Genomic DNA, 17285 nt, shown 5'->3' with positions numbered 1-17285 from the left:
ACCCACGGTTAGCTTTTGAGTACTAGCGCACGCAGCTGAAGATAAGTAAAAATGCAGTTTTCCAAATTGGAAAGCTGCATTTTTTAACGCTTATTTTCATCCAAGAAGCTCGCAATGATCTTCTGGCGCGCCGTGATGAATATTTGATTGTTACCGCTTGGATGAACCCGATTCGTCAACAGGATCATCCCGGTCCGCATTAGCCTGTCAAAGACAACCAAGGTGCCGGTATAGCCAGTATGCAGGATAATCGCGTGTTGGTCGATTGGATCAAAGACCATGTCGAAACCCCAACTGCGAAAATCCATCGTTGGCCGCGTTTTAGGCTTGAACAACTCAGCAACGGTCTCTTGGTGCAGCGGTAAAATATCCCGGTTCAAGCCCAAGTATCCCTGTGCCATCACCACTAGGTCGTTCAGGTCGCTAAACAATCCCGCTGAGCCGCAATGCTCCTTCAAAACCTGTGCCTTCGGGTCATGGACCACACCCTGAATCAGCGTACCATCCTCTCGCATCGTCGTTGGTACACTATTTTTTTTATCTGGGTAAAATGTGGTAGCCTGCAAGTGCATCGGTCTAATCACCTGCTCCGTAATCACCTGCCAGACCGGCTTATCGAAGATTACCTCGAGTACTAACCCGAGCAGAATGAAATTTGTGTCTGAATAGCGCACCTTCTCGTCAAATTCGTCTGTCACGGGTAAGTTGATAATGGCCTCAATTAATTCCCGTGCGCTCAATTCATCTCGGTGTTCGATGTAGCCACGAATACCAGACGTGTGCGTCAACAGGTGGGATAACCGTACCCGGTGGTCCTTAAACGTCGGAATAAACTGCTGTAACGGCTCAGAAAAGTTGAGTTGTCCTTCCTCGTAGAGTTGAAGAAAGACCGTGGTGGTGCCGAGAACCTTGGTGAGGCTGGCTAAATCATACTGGGCAAATGGACTCAGTTGGACATTTTCCGGTACCCAGGTCGAGAAACCCACGGTTGATGTGAACACCTGTTGGCCCTTAATGAATGCGTAGTTCACACCCGGAACAATCCGCGCCGTCACCATTTTTTCAATTAGATTCTGTGTGGCAAAATATTCAATCATCTAGTTTTAAACCTCTGTAAATAGAATAGCATAATTTACCTAAGTGGACTAAAAAACGCTATGGTCTGCTTTTACAGCCATAACGTTTTAGATAAATTAGATTTCTGCGTTACCCGCAAATTGACTATTGTAAAGACCAGCAAGGAACGAATTACCCGCACGCCAGTTAGACCTTCACGGAAAATCAGGTTGAGATTATCCGTCTTCTTCTGGAGTGACTTGAATAATGGCCAACGTGATTTACTTAATTTGATCACTTGTTACTCTCCTCCTTTAAAACGCCGTATTTCAGCCACCGGACGAGGGAGGCTACCTTTAGTCTGAAGTTCTTATTCAGTTGGTCAACCTGGTTGTCCTGGTCGATGAGCTTTGAACGGCCAATTTGTACTAACAGGCCAATCATAATTTGGAATAAAAGCTCAAGCTCCGATTCATCCTTCACACGTAGTTTACTGGTGTCAATAAGGTCGAGCCCGAAGTGGGTGAAATGGTGGTGGTTATGTGGCTTGCTATCACCTTCAAACCACTGTGACGCCTTGTGGTCGCCCATGAAAACGAACATGTTCCGGAAGAACATCTGGTCCGCGTCATTAATCTGCCAATCAATCTCCTTGTTGGCGAAGGTCTGAAAGGCCAAGAACAGGTCGCCGTGAGCTTCCTGTAACTGCTTCTGCCACAAAAGAAGCAGCTCCTTTTGTTTCTCCTTAGCTAAGTAGAAGAATAAATCCTCTTTACTCAGGAAGTATTGGTAGAAACTACCACGGGGGATCCCTGCCTGCTTGATGAGCTCATTAATTGAGATATCAGAGAATTTCTTGGTCGTGAACTGCGCCGTCGCAGCTGCGACAATCCGTTCCCGCTTCTCTTCTCCCAGTCCGAAAAAAGTTTTTGTTGGCATGAGCTTTCCTTTCCATATTGTGACAATCTGTCATATGACAATTTGTCATTATACCCTTCTCAGACACTGATGCAACGAAAAAATACTGCTTTTTCCACCGCAAACGGCTTTCATAAAGAAGCTGGAAACGCTATAATTATTACAGCAACAGGAGATTGGTGGTGAGAACATGGACAATAAATATTTACCCGTGCTGGAATTTATCAGGGACAATAGCGCAAAGGTCATTCAGGAACCAACGGAATACGCCAACCAGCTAACCTTCGCGTTCAGCAAGAAATTTGCCGACTTCAATGTCGACGTGACCCTCTTTCCGGTGATGCGCCTTCACGTTGAGCGCCTAGACCGCAGCTTTGTCAATGCCAACGCGGACCTCTTTATCTACTTCTTCAACAAGGTCTCATCCCAGTCGAAGAGCACGTATAAAGACGTCTGGGTGACGACGAGTGATGTGTCCAATCGTGATTTATTATTAGTTGAATTAAGTTTTGAGTAAATACCCCTTGACATAGTACCGTATTCTTTTATACAATCTTACTTGTACTTTTGCCCGTTGGTCAAATGGTTAAGACGCCACCCTCTCAAGGTGGAGTTACGGGTTCGATTCCCGTACGGGTGATTTTACTGGGATATCGCCAAATTGGTAAGGCAGTGGACTCTGAATCCATAATGTCTCGGTTCGATCCCGAGTATCCCAATTTGGGTCACACCAGCTTAATAACTCACACTTTCATGTGTGGGTTATTTTTTTGCATAAAAAAAGAAGCCCGGGAATGGACTTCTTCAACTTGCTAACTATTCTTAATGATTAGGCCCATGATAATGTCGGCGGCATCCTCACAGCTATCTAACACCGACTCGAAGCTGAAGAAAATCTTCTTCCAGCGTACAACATCGATTGGGTCTTTCTCTGTGCGGAAAAGTTGGGCCAGATCCTCGGTGTACAGGTGATCCCCCCGCGACTCAATCTTATTGGCCTCCTCAATTCTACTCATTAGCGTCTTTGAACTCTTGAAGTGTGGGAACTCCTTGATTGCCTCCTGCACAGCCGCAACTGCTTGAGTAATTAATTCGAAGAATTGCACCGCATTTGGCGCCATCTGTTGGACATTCAAATAGTAGAACTCATATGTGAGACCGTTAATCCCGTCCATGATGTCATCGAGCCGGTCGATAATCTGCACGATATCCTCCCGGTCAAGTGGCGTGATAAACGACACGTAGAGCTCCTTCATGACCTCCTTCACAACCTCGTCGCTCTCCCGTTCGATGTTGTGAATCTCCTCGCTCTTTTGCGCGAGCGTGTCTAGGTCATATTCGTTAATGATCTCGTGTAGAATCTGGCTCGCACGCACCGTGTCCTTTGCCAGGTGTTCCATTGCACCAAAGTAGTCATAGCCTTTCTTTCTTGCCATCTCGTTCCTCCTAAAAAATTGCCATAAATAATTTTGCCATCAAAAAAGCGATAATCCCACACCCAGGGAACGTGAGTACCCAGGCGAGTACCATGTTCTTCACAACGGTGAGATCGACACTCGAGAGGCGCTTGGCTGCACCAGCACCCATGATTGCCGTTGTTTTAGTGTGTGTCGTCGACACAGGAATACCGAAGATTGAGGATAGTAGCAGCGTGATTGCTGCCGCCACGTCGGCTGAGAAACCCTGATATTTCTGCAGCTTCACCATATCCATGCCGACGGACTTAATGATGCGCATCCCGCCGACGCTCGTACCGATTCCCATGGTCACGGAACAGAGCACCATAACCCAGATGGGAATGGCAAAGCCGTTACCGCTCTTCTCGACGAGGCCGTTGTAGAAGAGGGTCAACATGAAGACACCCATGAACTTCTGCCCATCTTGGGCGCCGTGGAGAAACGCCATGGCTGCGGCGCCAAACGCCTGCCCACCAGTAAAAATTTTGTTGGCGAAGATCCGGTTGACTCCCTGGAAAATCCAGATGATGAGCTTAGTAATCAAATAGCCACCACCAAAGCCTAGGATAGTGCTGACGATAAGGCCAATGATGACCTTCCACCATTCGTCCACATTGACGGCGTTCAAGCCACCAAGAGCCATTGCGGCACCGGTGAGCCCAGCAACGAGCGCGTGTGATTCACTCGTAGGAATGCCAAACCACCATGCAGCGACCGCCCAGGTCACGATAGCAAATAGCGCGGCAGACAGGGCAACCTGACTGGCGTTACCGGCCCCATCGAAACTCACGATGTTGCTGATGGTCTCGGCCACCTTGGCGTTGAAGAAGGTCATCACGAGCGCCCCCAAGAAGTTCATGACGACAGCCATCCAAATCGCCACATTCGGGCGCAACACGCGAGTTGAAACTGCGGTAGCAATGGCATTCGGTGCATCGGTCCAACCATTGACGAACACGACGCCCATCACCAGCGCAATGGTAACAATTAAAGCGATATTCATATTTACTCCTATTAACTCAAAATGTCAGAAAATACTGCCGTAGCTATCATAACTTATTTTCCCCCCGCCGTCTCGTTAAATTTTTGAATAATTTGCACTCAAAATATGCAATTCAACCGTCAAATTGAATTGATTGGCATTCGCCATTACCGGGTGTATAATACCGTTAAAGAAGGTGAAATAATGTGTGGTAACAGATTTGGTTACTGGGGAACTCACATGATGAATTCCTTTGGCAATGGCCCATCCTGGTGGTTGCTGGCTACTTTCATTATCCTAATTATTGTGCTGCTTGGCGTGTTATTCTCCCGCGGAAAACAGCCGCGCTCCCTGCAAAACAGGCCGCTGGATATTATTGATGAGCTCTATGCAGAGGGGCATATTAAAAAGGACGAATACTTGGAGCGTAAAGAAACACTTCAAAAATAGAATATGCTGGGTAAAGAAATATATATTTTAGTTGACAGTTTACTCTGGCCTCGTGTTATACTTTGGACACGAAAAAAGGCAGAGATTCGTGAGGGATTCTCTGCCTGTGATGATTTCGTGGAAAGCTGTTAAGTCTAAATCTTTATGATTAAGGCTTTTTTTGATTAGTTTAATCAACCAATCAAGGGCTTTTAGGCCATCAACTAGTGTCTTCAACAATTTCAAAAAGTTGAAAGAATCCAACTCTCACTCTCTCACTTCCCATTCTGCTCATGGCACCGCCTCCTTTACTTTCTGTTGCTGGAGTGGTCCCACTAGCCATCACATATATAACTACGCAAAAATAGTTCTTTACCATCTTGGTCTGATAAATATACTTTAGTTGACAGCGAGCTCTGGTGCCGTGTTATATTTTGGACACGAAAAAAGGCAGAGTTCTGAGTGAGATCCTCTGTCTGTGATGATTTCGTGGAAAGTTTGTTAAGTCTTAATCTTTATGATTAAGGCTCTTTTTTGTTACCTATGGTAATAGATTATAATCATCAATAATGATGTTTTGGCCCGTTAGCCGTGTCTTAGTAACACTACCATTCTTCGGGAACTGGGTGTGGTAGGGCGAGCCAGCGGGTGAATTCTTACTAACCAAGTCCTTAATGACGCCACCATGGGTCGCTACGAGAATGCGTGAGTGGTCCGCGCTGGCCTGATAAATCTCTTGTAAGCCCGCCTGCAGTCGCACCTTGACCTCCTGGGCATTCTCTGCCAAATGACGTACATCGGCTTCTTTGGTGGCATTACGCAAGAAATCCGGTGAATAATGATCCCGAAATTCAGCGATCGTCTTAATACCATAGGGGGCCCCGACACGTTCCCAGGTCTCCTCCTCATTCTCGCCCTCAAACGAGCCAAAGAAAACCTCACGGAGATTCCTGCTCTCGATAATCTGTGTATCCGTGGCATGATTTGCCGTCAGCATGATCTTCGCTGTATCCACAGCCCGTTTCAGGTCTGAACTATAAACGGCGTCAAAGTGGGTATTTTGAAGCTTTTGCGCAGTCGCTTCAAGCACCGGGATTCCCCGTTCGGTCAACGGCGTGTCCGACCAGCCCTGCATCTTCCGCATTAAATTATACATAGTCTCGCCGTGGCGGACGAAATAAACTTCGATTTCCTTCACACAAATCCCCCAAACTAAATTTAGCTAGATATTTTCTTTCTATTCTACACAATTAAATGAAAAATACCAGAAAATATAGTTTGTCGTTAACTGAAGCTGACTTCTAAATCAGACAGCCGGGCAGCCATGAATGCATCATATGCATCGAGTCCATAGTTAACCTTGATCAATTCACCGAAGTAATCCTTGAACTCAGTGTTCACGAAATGCAGGTAACCACGGCGAATTGCCCGCGACCAGGAACTCCCCGTTTGCCGCTCTTCTTTAACAAACTGCCAGATTACCCTCAACATGTCCCGCATCTTAATCACATCATGAAAGACGAAGTGATACTTCTGCTCTGGTGTGTTGACCCTAATTTTCTGTGTCCTGCTGGTATAGAAATACACCACGACAAGTGTCACCACGATGATGACGGGAACTAGGAGCAGAATCAATAAGACAACACCCACGGCAATGGTCGCCGTTGTACCACCAAGCAACAAGACTGCCGCGACGATTAATGCGATAACCAGGAGAATTGGTATTGCCACCAGAGCGATTAGGAAACCATCCACCAGACGTTTGAATTGTTTGTTCATGTGCACTATGACCTCAGTCTTGCAGAATTTCTCCTAATTTAAGCAAATTAAAAAGATGTGATAATTTTATCACATCTTTCTCTTTAATTGTAGCAGTCATTTTCTAAATCATCGTCCATGAGCCGATCGAGTGTCTCCGAGAATGAAAATTCCGGATTCTGCGTAAACTCATTGAACAACTTATTCACTAGTGTTTTCTGATGGCTGAGGACGCTTATTGCCTCGACCTCACTTAACCGATACTCGAAAACCAATCCGTCTAATACCTGATTAGACCAGGCCTCATAGTCATAGCGATCCTTAGTTACTACTTTTTCCAATTAAAGTCCTCACAATCTAATTTCAAAAAACTAAATGCGTTTCTTCAATTCGTTCGTTAAATCTTCATAGCCAGGCTTACCGAGTAGACCAAACATATTCTTCTTATATGCCTCGACACCAGGTTGGTTGAATGGGTTAATACCGTTCAGGTAACCTGAGATACCGACTGCAATTTCGAAGAAGTAAATCAGGTAACCCAATGTGAATTCTGACAGGTCAGGAATCGAGACGGTCATTACAGGCACACCACCGTCGGTATGGGCGAGCACAACGCCTTGGTATGCTTGCTCGTTCACGTAGTTCATCGTCTTACCTTCAAGGAATGCTAAGCCATCAAGATTCTCTTCCTCAGCAGGCACAGTCAGATCATGACGGGGATTTTCTACCTTGATGACGGTCTCCATCAAGTTCCGCCGCCCTTCTTGGATGTATTGTCCAAGTGAGTGTAAGTCGGTTGAGAAGTTTGCGCTTGAAGGGTAAATTCCCTTTTGGTCTTTACCTTCTGATTCACCCATCAGTTGTTTCCACCACTCGCCGAAGTATTGCAATGTTGGCTCGTAGTTTTCTAATAACTCAGTGGTGTAACCCTTACGGTACAAAATATTTCTTAGAGCCGCATATTGATATGCTTCGTTCTTCTCTAATGCAGGGTCAGCATAGTCTAGGCGTGCTTGGGCTGCACCGTGCATCAATTCATCAATGTTGGCACCGGCAACGGCGATTGGCAACAGACCAACAGCTGAGAGTACTGAGAAGCGACCACCGATATCGTCAGGCACAACGAACTCTTCATAACCTTCTGCATCGGCTTCTGTCTTCAAAGCACCACGCTCACGATCAGTCGTAGCGTAGATCCGCTTGTTGGCTTCTTCCTTACCGTACTTCTCAACCAATTTAGCCTTCAGGATCCGGAAAGCGATTGAAGGTTCTGTCGTTGTACCGGATTTAGAAATAATGTTCAAGCTGAAGTCGCGGTCGCCAATCAGTTCAATCAAGTCATGGAGGTATGACCCAGAGATTGAGTTACCAGCAAAAATAACTTGTGGATGCTTCCGATCAGCCGCAAAGTTGTAGAATGCGCCATTCAGGAAGTCGATTGCTGCACGAGCACCCAAGTATGAGCCCCCAATACCGATACCAACCAAGATATCAGAATCGGATTGAATCTTCTTCGCAGCTTCCTTGATCCGAGCAAATTCATCCTTGTCATAATCAACAGGGAGGTCGATGAAGCCCCGGAAGTCATTACCAGCTCCTGTCCCCTCTCTTAATGCAAGGTCAGACGCAGTAACAAGCTGTTGCATCTCAGGTAGTTCGTTCTCATGAACGAAGGGGGTTAATTTCGATTGGTCAAACTTAATATGTGTCATTTTTTTCCTCCGAAAATTTGTTTTAACATTGTATACTTTAACCATTTTACCGGCAAAATGCAAGAAACGGACGTGACTAATCAACGGCTAAGAGTGTGGATCCTGACCATCTTTTGCCACTACTTTCTTAACTGTGTTTCAAAAGATAACTTCCTCCGCCTTACTTGCCACTTCAAGCGTTCCACGCTTTAGTGTCATCGTAAGTGCTCAGAAGCTAACCATCTTTTGCCACTACTTTCTTAACTGTGTTTCAAAAGATAACTTCCTCCGCCTTACTTGCCACTTCAAGCGTTCCACGCTTTAGTGTCATCGTAAGTGCTCAGAAGCTAACCATCTTTTGTCACTACTTTCTTAACTGTGTTTCAAAAGATAACTTCCTCCGCCTTACTTGCCACTTCAAGCGTTCCACGCTTTAGTGTCATCGTAAGTGCTCAGAAGCTAACCATCTTTTGTCACTACTTTCTTTTTCCCATGAAAATATTCTTCAAACCGCGCTTCAGCACCTGAAAGAAGCTGAGTGAACGAACGATTCGGTCTGCTGGAATGTACTCGCGAATTGCACGCAGCACTTTCTTTGGGTCCTTTGAAGAGAAATTGTATGTACCACTACTCTTCGTCTTCAATGCGTATCTAGGAATGTATTTACCCTTGAACAGAATCGAAGCGATGACTAGATCAACTTCATCCCACGGAATCTGAATGTATTTCTGGACGTTCTTATCGTTGAAGAACTCGAATCCCTTATCACCAATCATAATCTTGCCATATTCAGCAATTGCCGTATGGGATGTCGCCTTTTCAACTAAATCTACTTTGGTGTTTATTGATTGAACCATTGTCTATCCTTTTCAAAAAAAGAAGATTGCCTACGTGCTAATGTTATCGCACCAAAAGGCAATCTTCAAGTTGTTGATTAATCTAGAATTACATTACGTGCAATACGTGAAGAACGATACCGACTACGAATAGTCCAAGAATGATCACGATAGGTGAAACATTCTTCTTCAGTAACCACATGCAGAATAAAGTTAAAAGTAATCCTGCGAAACCTGGAATCAATGAGTTCAAGTTTTCTTGCAAGGTTGTAACTTTATCTGAACCGAGTGAAAGGCCTGCAGCTTGTTGCTCTAAGGCTTGTTTAATACCAGCTGCACCCTTTGGAAGTTTATCCCACTCGATGTAAGCTCCCTTTGCCAAAGGCGAAGTTGAGATAACTGGAGTGAAGTTAACTGAAACCCAACGGTTAACCAGTGAACCAAGGATAAACATACCAAGGATTGAAGCTCCCTTAGTAACGTTTTGGAGTAAGTTACCAGATAAATCTTCTGAGATACGTGAACCGGCTTTGTAGCCAAATTCTTGTGTGTACCACATGAAACCTAAACGAATAACGTTCCAAAGAACGAAGTACAAGATAGGTCCTAAGATGTTACCACTCATAGCCATTGTTGCTGCAAGAGCACCAATGATTGGCTTTACAGTGAACCAGAATACGGGATCACCAATACCAGCAAGAGGTCCCATCATACCAACCTTAACACCTTGGATAGTAACATCATCGATAGGTGCACCATTAGCACGATCTTCTTCAAGGGCAAGTGTAACACCGATGATAGGTGATGCTAAGTATGGGTGAGTATTGAAGAACTCAAGGTGACGCTTCAAAGCAGCGGCACGGTCTTCTTTAGTCTTGTACAGCTTTTTAAGTGCTGGGATCATTGAGTATGCCCAACCACCGTTTTGCATTCTTTCATAGTTCCAAGAACCTTGAATGAAATTCGAACGCAACCAAACTGAAATTCTGTCTTTTTTGGTTAAAGTAATTCTTTTGTTATCAGCCATTGTTATTCTCCTTTCATCCTAGTAATTGTCTATGATATCGCCAACTGGGTCACCTGTGTTAGCAGCTGCGCTGTTGTCTGATGAACCGCCTCTGCCTTGCAATGCCAAGTAAATCAAGGCAAGAGACACACCGATTGCACCAAGAGCGATAAGAGTAAGATCTGTAACTGTTGCTAAAGCGAAACCAATGATAAAGAATGGCCATACTTCACGGTTAGCCATCATGTTGATAACCATTGCGTAACCTACGGCAACAACCATACCACCACCAACGGCAAGACCGTCAGTCAACCATGCAGGCATTGCGTTCAATGCTGAGCTAACAGGGCCAGCACCGATTGCAAGAATCAAACCTGCAGGAATAGCAATACGGATACCTTGCATAGCAATCGCGATTAATTGCCAAATTTCGATTTTCCGGAAACTACCTTCTTCAGCAGCCTTATCCATGATGTGCACAACACCAGTGGTTAAAGTACGGACGATAGTAGTAAGTAATAGTCCAGCAACAGCCAAAGGAATAGCGATACCAATAGCAGTTTGGACACCCTTCTCACCTTGACCACCAAGGACCAAGATAATAGCAGATGCAACTGATGCTAAAGCAGCATCGGGAGCAACGGCAGCACCAATGTTTGCCCAGCCAAGAGCGATCATTTGTAAGCTACCACCCAAGATTAAACAAGGGATTAATTGACCTGTTACTAAGCCGATTAACGTACACGCAATTACTGGTTGGTGGAAGTGGAATTCATCAAGAATACCTTCCATACCAGCAAGAAACGCAACGAGAATGACTAAGATAATTTGAATTGCGTTTAAATCCATAATTATTTATCCTCCAATTGTCTCCTGACAAATTATTTTTGCTTGTCGAGTTCAGCTTGTGCCTTCTTCAAGATATCATCCATATTAGCGGCTGAATCACTTGGCACCTTTCTGACATCAAGCTTGACACCCATCTCTTCCATCTTGCGGAATGTGTCAACGTCTGTTTGGTCAAAAGCAAGCACTGTGTTTGGTTGAACTTTACCAACTGAGTGCGCCATCGAACCAACGTTAACGGACTTCAAGTCCACGCCACCCTCGATTGCAGTCAATGCATCCTCTGGGTTCTCGAACAAGAGCAGAACACGTTCGCCACCGAAGTGTTTGTCATCTTGTGCAAGTTTCAGCATTTGTGCCATAGGCACAACGTGCGCTGTTACACCCATTGGAGCAGCCTGCTTGATCAAGTTCTTTCTTAACTCGTCCTTAGCAACGGCATCTGAAACAACGATAATCCGTGTTGCACCAGTCGTTTTAGTCCAAGTTGTGGCAACTTGTCCATGCAAGAGACGTGAGTCAATTCTGGCAAGTGCATAACTCATCTTACCAGGCTTACCACCGGTAGCGGCCTTCTTGGTAGCAGCAGGTGCTGCAGCCTTAGGCTCGAGGTCTTCAGGCTTAACCTTCACACCGTTTCTACCCTCCACTGTGACGTGAGCAGCAATCTCCTTCGCTGTGTTCATCGTCATTCTCGCTGAATATGTTTCAATCAGCATTGGCAAGTTTAATCCGGTCACGATGGCCATCTTATCCTTGTGTTGTTCAAAGATCCCATTACTTTGGTTGAATGGAGATCCACCCCATAAATCCACGAGAAAAAGTACTTCATCATCCGGTTCAAAGCTAGCAATAGCCGCTTCGAGGTGTGCTTTCAGATCATCAGGGCCTTCATTAGGCATAAAAGTAACGGCTTGTACTTTTTCCTGTTCACCGAAAATCATGGAGCCAGACTGCAAGATGCCTTTGGCAAACTCACCGTGGCTCGCTAAAATGATTCCGACCATTTTTTCTCCTCCTTTTATAAACTGTGTACGCTTTCACTCTGCGTCTACCCCATTATAATTTAGTTTTTTGCGATGTGCAATTAAAAGTGCGGCTTATAAAAGCAAGTATAACTTCGTTTTTTAATAACGTTTAATTGTTATAATAAATAATGATTAATTAACTAGTGATGTAAGCGCTTATCTTCGGTATTGGTCTGGTTAGATAAATAATTAGTATATTAAGTATAATATGGAGTATTATATAAAAATAACGTCCTCATCGCGGACGAGAACGTTAATTATTGGTGGATTATGGGGTGCTCGTGGTTAGTAATTGATGTGGATCAAGGAAAGTGGATGGTTAACCTATGCGGAATAGTGTAATACCTCAAGAAGATCATATATTGCAATTGTCTTCACGTTAAAATGCTGAGCTACTGCAACTATCTTCGGTTCTTTTTTCACCTTCATACCAACTTGTGGCAACAAAGATCTACCTATCCCATCCAAAGTAACTATTGTGAGGTTTTTCGCCATTGCAGTAGCAATTAGCCAAGGATCTGCTTTTTCGACTATCTCCCATTCAGCAATCCCGCTTGTAGCCCAATAGCCACTCTGTTTTATCCAATCCATTACTTTGTTGTATTCATTGACAACTGAAGCATCGGGTATAAGTAATCTTGTTTTAAACGAATTCTTAGTCCAGTTAACTAAATCTTCAGGATACTGAACCTCTTCAAATACAAACTGTCCCATCTTAATACAGTCTTTACTGCCAATAAAATCCCATAGTGAATTAAATACTTGTGGTTGATACCATTTCTCATGAGCATCAAAAAGGGAATTTGAATCTAGTAAATATTCCATCCGATTACTCCAATCCTAAAATTTTATCCGCAGTCAGCTTATACGTTTTTAGTGATGTCCCAATCAACTCTGCTGCCTCACTCAATCCCAATCGTCCACTAGATTCTTCACTGATTACAGCATTTGCAAAGTACGGATCCACTTTGGATGCTACATTATTGTAGAAATTTCCTCTTTTAGGTTTATTTTTGATTACCATATTATTTTCTTGTAGTTCCTTTGCCCAACCAATCAACGAATCTCCATAAATATGAAGTTCTCTTGCTCTAATTGCAGTTGCTAAAAGGCTAGTATTAAATTTTCTAGAAAGTCCTACAAGATTATCCTCGGCAGATTCCTCGTCATTCAGACTTGCCAAAAATTCTTTTCTAGGTAGTAAGATATTTGCAGTCACAGAATTAATCCAACGTTCTTGAGCGATATCAACATCGAGTCCGACATTGAGTACTTCATTTTCTCCCAGTAACACATGCACAAGTTCGTGTATTAGACTAAATATCTTAGCTGTCTTGCTGTCCGCGCCATTTAGGAATATCAATGGTACTGTATCATCAATCAGTGCAAATGCTCTGAATTCCTCAACCTCTAACACTCTGTGGGTATTTAATCCTACTATGCCATTCTGCATTACCATAATATCAAGTTTGCTGATACTATTTCGTAGCAAATTAAAGTATCGCCCAGAATCCAATGAGTATCGTTTCTTACCCTCTGGTAAACCTAAAATCTTGGTTATCTTATCTGCTACCTCTTCTGGATCTGTACCCAGCTTAATAAAATGTAAGTATTTAAAAGACGCAGTGAGCGTTTCACTTTGAAGATAGTCTTTCATCCAAGTTTGTCTAATTTGCATTGCATAGATTGTATCAATGAGTTTACGACTAGGCTTTACAGATGAATTATCAATTGTACGGTATTTGACAAATTCATGTTCCTCGACTGGAACTTTATCTTTAAAAAGGTAGCTAAATGGAGTTCTAGTATCTTTGCTAAATTCCTGCAACTGTTTGAAGGTTGGATAATCACGATCAGACTTCGGCGACATCCAAGAATCTAACCTGAACTTGTTTTTCAACTCCGTGTAGCTCTTCTCACCATTTTCGATTGCCCATTTAACAACATCCCAATTAACTGGGACTCTATATGTCTCTGCCATGATTATTCACCTCCTACCATTCCTAATTAAGGTAAGTATATGCTTCGCAAAGGCTGATTACTATCAATATATTCAGAACACGCGAAATATGCTAATTTTAAAAATTTTGTTTATAAATTATCAATAAATTTCAAAGATTCCAGATATTTATCAAGTTTCTTATTTAGATTTTTTTTTGCACCACACAGTGCAGTTGCCGATTCATCTACGATTTTTTTCGACTCCACAGGATCTTTAATTGACTTAGATCTGTTGACAGAATTAAAGTATTTTTCACAAGAACTCATAAATTTAGAAATATATTGATTTCTAAATTCGAGCCATGATTCCTGTTGGCCTTCGAAGGAAAAATTAGAAATAATTAGTTCATCTGCAAAAGTATTATTGGAAGATTCAATTTCATTGAATTTTGACTGCATATCCTTCACTAATATTCCTATTTTTGGAGCATTAACAATAAAATGAGCCGGACTTAAGTCGGTATCACTCATTACATAAATACTTCTACTTATTTCATTCTTTAATCGTTTTAACTTCTCCTTTTGTTGATTGTTTCTTGATTTCTTCTCTGAAATAGTACCTAAGTAGAACGCAAGTCCCGTTCCTAGTAAGGCTCCCAACAAATTACCTAAAAAGTCCCACATATTACTCACTCTCCTATTCGATATATACTTGACTACTTTTAAAAAAACGTAATAATTAAATTACAATGTAATTATAACGTTATTTATGTAGATGGATATAACTTTTCGAATTATATAGGATAATAGTCTAAGCTTACTTTTTAATCTTTTCAGTAGTCTCAAACGATAAATTGAGTATCTTAAGCCAATCATCCCGTCTCTGTCGGATGAATTCCTTCTCATTTTCATCATCAATCTGCTCAAGATTCAGCTTTTCTAGTAATTGTATTAATTTACTAGTCTTTTCTGGTCTATCTGAAAATAAATTCTGGTCATTAATATATAGATTAATGATTTTAAAGCTTTCCTCTCTTCTCAATATACGATTGTTTATCATATTAGTTTTTAATTGTCTTTCAGAAATCGGCTTCATTACCCCATCATCAAACTGACTGACACCAAAAATTCTACGTTTCATCAACAAATCAAGTATTTCTTTATTAGTACTTACTTCATAGTTATAAACACACATGAATATTTCAAACAAATATCCGAAATAAATGGAATCTATTCCTCTAAAAATTTCAAATGATAAGTAATTTAGACTAGCAAGAACCTGTGATTGATTTTTGTCATCACGAACTAGCGTAATATAAGTCTTTTCAAAAAAATTTTGAAGAAACACTCTTTGTACAAAACCATCTCTAGAATTATTGAGGAGGGTTTCAGATGATATTTTCCAGTTGTTTGGAAAATAAACAAAACCGATATTATCTGAATAATGCCTATACAACAATTTGAATAATATACCAGTTATCTCCTCTAGCCCTTTTTGTTGAGGAGAATTTTTTATTTGATCAACTAATGCTCGAGAATAATCATCTAACAAAAATTGCTTATTTGAAAAATTTCCATATTCTTCCTTCAAAAATTTTAGCCAAATTGAACCACTTTTGTTAATCCCGGTTGAGTTCAAGTCGTAAAGATATATTTGAATAGCCATTGATATGAAGTCGTATTCGAAACGAAATTGCAACTTATTTCTATTCTTATTCCAGAATCCAATGGTGATGTCAGATACCTGGTATCTATCGATCTTTTCATCTTTATAAAGTGAATCAAAATGTTGAAGCCAAACTCTACTCAATTGATTAAGTTCCTTCCTGACGATTTCAAAAAGGTAACTTTGCCAAAGTACAATTCTTTTGGTTGAACTTAATTTTGACATTTCCAATACTTCATCACGCCAAATGGTTCTTATTCCATCGTTTGGATTTTCATCCCAATCATTGTTCCATTTATACGCACGAATTATGATATTTAAAAAGTAGCAGCATCCTACTAAATATAAAGTGAATAAGAACAATCTAGCTATAGTAATCTTCCAAAATATGAATGGTAAACCAATAATCAGTAGACCGGTATAAAGAAATTGTATGTTAAACAGTTTAATACCAATAATTGTACGATTAAATTCATCGTCATTAACCGATTCATAAACTGCTGTAACTACCGGAAACAACATAGCCAATATCAAACCTGCAAATATACCCATACCACTGAAAGAGACGTACTCACTAATAAGCAGATTAAGTATTTTATAAAACCGCACAGTCACAAAACACAATAATAGTATGCAAATACACCATAAGCATTTGGGATTTAGCTTAGCAAAATGATTTGTTTTATTTTTAACTCTGATCAACAATTTTAAAAAATTATTCTTCAAATTTCGATACTTACCAAACCACATATAAACTTTGTTCTTCATAATCCTAACCTTACTAAAAAACACACTATCCTCTAGTGTGTTTTTATCTCTATATCTTCTTTTTAAACTTTTCCAAAGCCTCTTGCCAGCTGATTATCTCAAAACCTGTTGCCTTTGCTTTGCTTAAATCCATGATGGAGTGTCTTGGGCGATAAGCCTTCTGTGGGTACTCCTCTGAGGTAACAGGCGCTATCTCAACGTTGGTATCCTTCAGGATTTCCTTCGCAAATTCATACCAACTACATGAATCATCATTTGAAAGCTGATAAACACCATAGTCTGAATGCTTATCGACAACGTGGGTCATAAACTCAGCCAGAGTTCTTGTCCATGTGGGGCGACCAATTTGATCATTCACAACTGTCAGATAATCATGTGTCTTAGCGAGATTAAGCATGGTGTAAACGAAATTTTTACCATATTCTCCGAACACCCATGATGTTCGAATAATGTAGTATTTTGAGACATACTTTTGTACTGCTAACTCACCTTCATACTTCGTACGACCATATTCATTTCTAGGATTAGGTGTGTCATCCACTGAGTACAATTCTGAGCGAGTACCATCAAAAACATAATCAGTACTGATGTAAACAAGAGTTGCTCCAACAGATTCTGCAGCCTTGGCAATGTTTATTGTGCCATCAACGTTAACCTTCTCGTCGAGTGTTTTACCAGGCTCTTCCTCCGCCGCATCAACAGCAGTGTAAGCAGCACAATGGTAAACAATCTTTGGCTCGTTTGCCGCGAAAAACTCATTAACTGCAGTAGCATCTGTAATATCTAACTCCTTTGAACCCGCAGACGTGTATCCTACATTACGTTCATCGAGTAGATGTCTCAGTTCCGTTCCAAGCTGGCCATTAGCGCCAGTAATCAATATTTCCATTAATAGGCCATCCC

General features: G+C 41.9%; 20 protein-coding genes and 2 tRNA genes. 4 read left to right on the top strand and 18 right to left on the bottom strand.

Translation table 11 applies throughout. The features are described 5' to 3' along the window. Positions 1-83: 83 nt before the first annotated feature. The 3 genes from LA20533_RS07275 to LA20533_RS07265 form a co-directional block, all read right to left on the bottom strand. Positions 84-1097, bottom strand: coding sequence for a serine hydrolase domain-containing protein (locus LA20533_RS07275; RefSeq protein WP_056946033.1), 1014 nt, complete (start codon positions 1095-1097; stop codon positions 84-86). A gap of 71 nt (positions 1098-1168) precedes the next feature. Next, positions 1169-1354, bottom strand: a complete 186-nt coding sequence (locus LA20533_RS07270) for a hypothetical protein (RefSeq protein WP_054745278.1) — start codon at positions 1352-1354, stop codon at positions 1169-1171. Next, positions 1351-1995 carry a TetR/AcrR family transcriptional regulator gene (locus tag LA20533_RS07265; RefSeq protein WP_054745280.1) on the bottom strand — a complete coding sequence of 215 codons (645 nt, stop codon included), beginning with the start codon at positions 1993-1995 and terminating at the stop codon, positions 1351-1353. The genes LA20533_RS07270 and LA20533_RS07265 overlap by 4 nt, the downstream gene beginning before the upstream one ends. 169 nt (positions 1996-2164) lie before the next feature. Here LA20533_RS07265 and LA20533_RS07260 point away from each other — a divergent pair, with 169 nt between their 5' ends. The 3 genes from LA20533_RS07260 to LA20533_RS07250 all read left to right on the top strand — a co-directional run bounded on the left by LA20533_RS07260 (position 2165) and on the right by LA20533_RS07250 (position 2693). After that, positions 2165-2491 (top strand): hypothetical protein, encoded by a 327-nt coding sequence (locus LA20533_RS07260; protein ID WP_054745282.1) that lies wholly within the window; start codon positions 2165-2167, stop codon positions 2489-2491. A 51-nt stretch (positions 2492-2542) separates the two neighbouring features. After that, positions 2543-2614 (top strand) — tRNA-Glu (locus LA20533_RS07255). Positions 2615-2620: 6 nt separating this feature from the next. Next, a tRNA-Gln gene (locus LA20533_RS07250) sits at positions 2621-2693 on the top strand. A gap of 93 nt (positions 2694-2786) precedes the next feature. On the opposite strand, the gene LA20533_RS07245 is transcribed toward LA20533_RS07250, so the two are convergent. Together LA20533_RS07245 and LA20533_RS07240 are read right to left on the bottom strand one after the other, a co-directional pair. After that, positions 2787-3410, bottom strand: a complete 624-nt coding sequence (locus LA20533_RS07245; RefSeq protein ID WP_056946032.1) for a DUF47 domain-containing protein — start codon at positions 3408-3410, stop codon at positions 2787-2789. A gap of 10 nt (positions 3411-3420) precedes the next feature. Further along, positions 3421-4434, bottom strand: coding sequence for an inorganic phosphate transporter (locus LA20533_RS07240; protein ID WP_056946031.1), 1014 nt, complete (start codon positions 4432-4434; stop codon positions 3421-3423). Positions 4435-4539: 105 nt separating this feature from the next. Between LA20533_RS07240 and LA20533_RS08615 the strand changes: the two genes are divergently transcribed. After that, positions 4540-4863: an SHOCT domain-containing protein gene (locus tag LA20533_RS08615; protein ID WP_054745284.1), complete on the top strand. Its 324-nt coding sequence runs from the start codon at positions 4540-4542 to the stop codon at positions 4861-4863. Positions 4864-5383: 520 nt separating this feature from the next. Here LA20533_RS08615 and LA20533_RS07230 read toward each other — a convergent pair. The 13 genes from LA20533_RS07230 to rfbD all read right to left on the bottom strand — a co-directional run bounded on the left by LA20533_RS07230 (position 5384) and on the right by rfbD (position 17271). Next, the gene (locus LA20533_RS07230) at positions 5384-6040 is read right to left on the bottom strand and encodes a histidine phosphatase family protein (protein ID WP_056946029.1); all 657 of its coding nucleotides are present in this window, start codon (positions 6038-6040) and stop codon (positions 5384-5386) included. An 86-nt stretch (positions 6041-6126) separates the two neighbouring features. Then, the gene (locus LA20533_RS07225) at positions 6127-6621 is read right to left on the bottom strand and encodes a hypothetical protein (protein ID WP_054745290.1); all 495 of its coding nucleotides are present in this window, start codon (positions 6619-6621) and stop codon (positions 6127-6129) included. A gap of 83 nt (positions 6622-6704) precedes the next feature. Further along, positions 6705-6941 (bottom strand): hypothetical protein, encoded by a 237-nt coding sequence (locus tag LA20533_RS07220; RefSeq protein ID WP_054745292.1) that lies wholly within the window; start codon positions 6939-6941, stop codon positions 6705-6707. A gap of 30 nt (positions 6942-6971) precedes the next feature. Beyond that, on the bottom strand, positions 6972-8312 hold the full coding sequence (locus LA20533_RS07215) for a glucose-6-phosphate isomerase (RefSeq protein WP_056946028.1): 1341 nt from the start codon (positions 8310-8312) through the stop codon (positions 6972-6974). 455 nt (positions 8313-8767) lie between these two features. Next, positions 8768-9148: a DUF956 family protein gene (locus LA20533_RS07210; RefSeq protein WP_056946027.1), complete on the bottom strand. Its 381-nt coding sequence runs from the start codon at positions 9146-9148 to the stop codon at positions 8768-8770. An 88-nt stretch (positions 9149-9236) separates the two neighbouring features. Continuing rightward, a complete protein-coding gene (locus LA20533_RS07205; protein WP_056946026.1) occupies positions 9237-10154 on the bottom strand; it encodes a PTS system mannose/fructose/sorbose family transporter subunit IID in 918 nt (305 codons plus the stop codon). A gap of 18 nt (positions 10155-10172) precedes the next feature. Continuing rightward, complete coding sequence (locus tag LA20533_RS07200; RefSeq protein ID WP_056946025.1) at positions 10173-10982, bottom strand: PTS mannose/fructose/sorbose transporter subunit IIC; 810 nt, start codon at positions 10980-10982, stop codon at positions 10173-10175. A 32-nt stretch (positions 10983-11014) separates the two neighbouring features. Beyond that, complete coding sequence (locus LA20533_RS07195) at positions 11015-11986, bottom strand: mannose/fructose/sorbose PTS transporter subunit IIA (protein ID WP_054746410.1); 972 nt, start codon at positions 11984-11986, stop codon at positions 11015-11017. Between the two features lie 345 nt (positions 11987-12331). Further along, complete coding sequence (locus tag LA20533_RS07190; RefSeq protein WP_056946024.1) at positions 12332-12832, bottom strand: DUF4411 family protein; 501 nt, start codon at positions 12830-12832, stop codon at positions 12332-12334. 4 nt (positions 12833-12836) lie between these two features. Beyond that, complete coding sequence (locus tag LA20533_RS07185) at positions 12837-13988, bottom strand: ImmA/IrrE family metallo-endopeptidase (RefSeq protein ID WP_054746412.1); 1152 nt, start codon at positions 13986-13988, stop codon at positions 12837-12839. A gap of 110 nt (positions 13989-14098) precedes the next feature. Further along, a complete protein-coding gene (locus tag LA20533_RS07180) occupies positions 14099-14632 on the bottom strand; it encodes a hypothetical protein (protein WP_056946023.1) in 534 nt (177 codons plus the stop codon). Positions 14633-14765: 133 nt separating this feature from the next. Then, positions 14766-16382 carry a hypothetical protein gene (locus LA20533_RS07175; RefSeq protein WP_141322549.1) on the bottom strand — a complete coding sequence of 539 codons (1617 nt, stop codon included), beginning with the start codon at positions 16380-16382 and terminating at the stop codon, positions 14766-14768. A 49-nt stretch (positions 16383-16431) separates the two neighbouring features. After that, positions 16432-17271 carry a dTDP-4-dehydrorhamnose reductase gene (rfbD, locus tag LA20533_RS07170; protein WP_054746416.1) on the bottom strand — a complete coding sequence of 280 codons (840 nt, stop codon included), beginning with the start codon at positions 17269-17271 and terminating at the stop codon, positions 16432-16434. Between the last annotated feature and the right edge of the window lie 14 nt (positions 17272-17285).

The sequence above is a fragment of the Amylolactobacillus amylophilus DSM 20533 = JCM 1125 genome (genome assembly GCF_001936335.1).
In the GTDB taxonomy this organism is placed as follows: domain Bacteria; phylum Bacillota; class Bacilli; order Lactobacillales; family Lactobacillaceae; genus Amylolactobacillus; species Amylolactobacillus amylophilus.
Note: the sequence above shows the minus strand (reverse complement) of the source record. Positions and strands in the feature narration are given on the sequence as shown.

What these genes read in the sequence shown, in the direction of transcription:
- LA20533_RS07195 (WP_054746410.1), bottom strand. Translation starts at nt 11,986, where the DNA reads ATGGTCGGAATCATTTTAGCGAGCCACGGTGAGTTTGCCAAAGGCATC.
- LA20533_RS07190 (WP_056946024.1), bottom strand. Translation starts at nt 12,832, where the DNA reads ATGGAATATTTACTAGATTCAAATTCCCTTTTTGATGCTCATGAGAAA.
- LA20533_RS07240 (WP_056946031.1), bottom strand. Translation starts at nt 4,434, where the DNA reads ATGAATATCGCTTTAATTGTTACCATTGCGCTGGTGATGGGCGTCGTG.
- LA20533_RS07275 (WP_056946033.1), bottom strand. Translation starts at nt 1,097, where the DNA reads ATGATTGAATATTTTGCCACACAGAATCTAATTGAAAAAATGGTGACG.
- LA20533_RS07200 (WP_056946025.1), bottom strand. Translation starts at nt 10,982, where the DNA reads ATGGATTTAAACGCAATTCAAATTATCTTAGTCATTCTCGTTGCGTTT.
- LA20533_RS07225 (WP_054745290.1), bottom strand. Translation starts at nt 6,621, where the DNA reads ATGAACAAACAATTCAAACGTCTGGTGGATGGTTTCCTAATCGCTCTG.
- rfbD (WP_054746416.1), bottom strand. Translation starts at nt 17,271, where the DNA reads ATGGAAATATTGATTACTGGCGCTAATGGCCAGCTTGGAACGGAACTG.
- LA20533_RS08615 (WP_054745284.1), top strand. Translation starts at nt 4,540, where the DNA reads ATGCAATTCAACCGTCAAATTGAATTGATTGGCATTCGCCATTACCGG.
- LA20533_RS07260 (WP_054745282.1), top strand. Translation starts at nt 2,165, where the DNA reads ATGGACAATAAATATTTACCCGTGCTGGAATTTATCAGGGACAATAGC.
- LA20533_RS07210 (WP_056946027.1), bottom strand. Translation starts at nt 9,148, where the DNA reads ATGGTTCAATCAATAAACACCAAAGTAGATTTAGTTGAAAAGGCGACA.
- LA20533_RS07180 (WP_056946023.1), bottom strand. Translation starts at nt 14,632, where the DNA reads ATGTGGGACTTTTTAGGTAATTTGTTGGGAGCCTTACTAGGAACGGGA.
- LA20533_RS07205 (WP_056946026.1), bottom strand. Translation starts at nt 10,154, where the DNA reads ATGGCTGATAACAAAAGAATTACTTTAACCAAAAAAGACAGAATTTCA.
- LA20533_RS07265 (WP_054745280.1), bottom strand. Translation starts at nt 1,995, where the DNA reads ATGCCAACAAAAACTTTTTTCGGACTGGGAGAAGAGAAGCGGGAACGG.
- LA20533_RS07245 (WP_056946032.1), bottom strand. Translation starts at nt 3,410, where the DNA reads ATGGCAAGAAAGAAAGGCTATGACTACTTTGGTGCAATGGAACACCTG.
- LA20533_RS07185 (WP_054746412.1), bottom strand. Translation starts at nt 13,988, where the DNA reads ATGGCAGAGACATATAGAGTCCCAGTTAATTGGGATGTTGTTAAATGG.
- LA20533_RS07175 (WP_141322549.1), bottom strand. Translation starts at nt 16,382, where the DNA reads ATGAAGAACAAAGTTTATATGTGGTTTGGTAAGTATCGAAATTTGAAG.
- LA20533_RS07215 (WP_056946028.1), bottom strand. Translation starts at nt 8,312, where the DNA reads ATGACACATATTAAGTTTGACCAATCGAAATTAACCCCCTTCGTTCAT.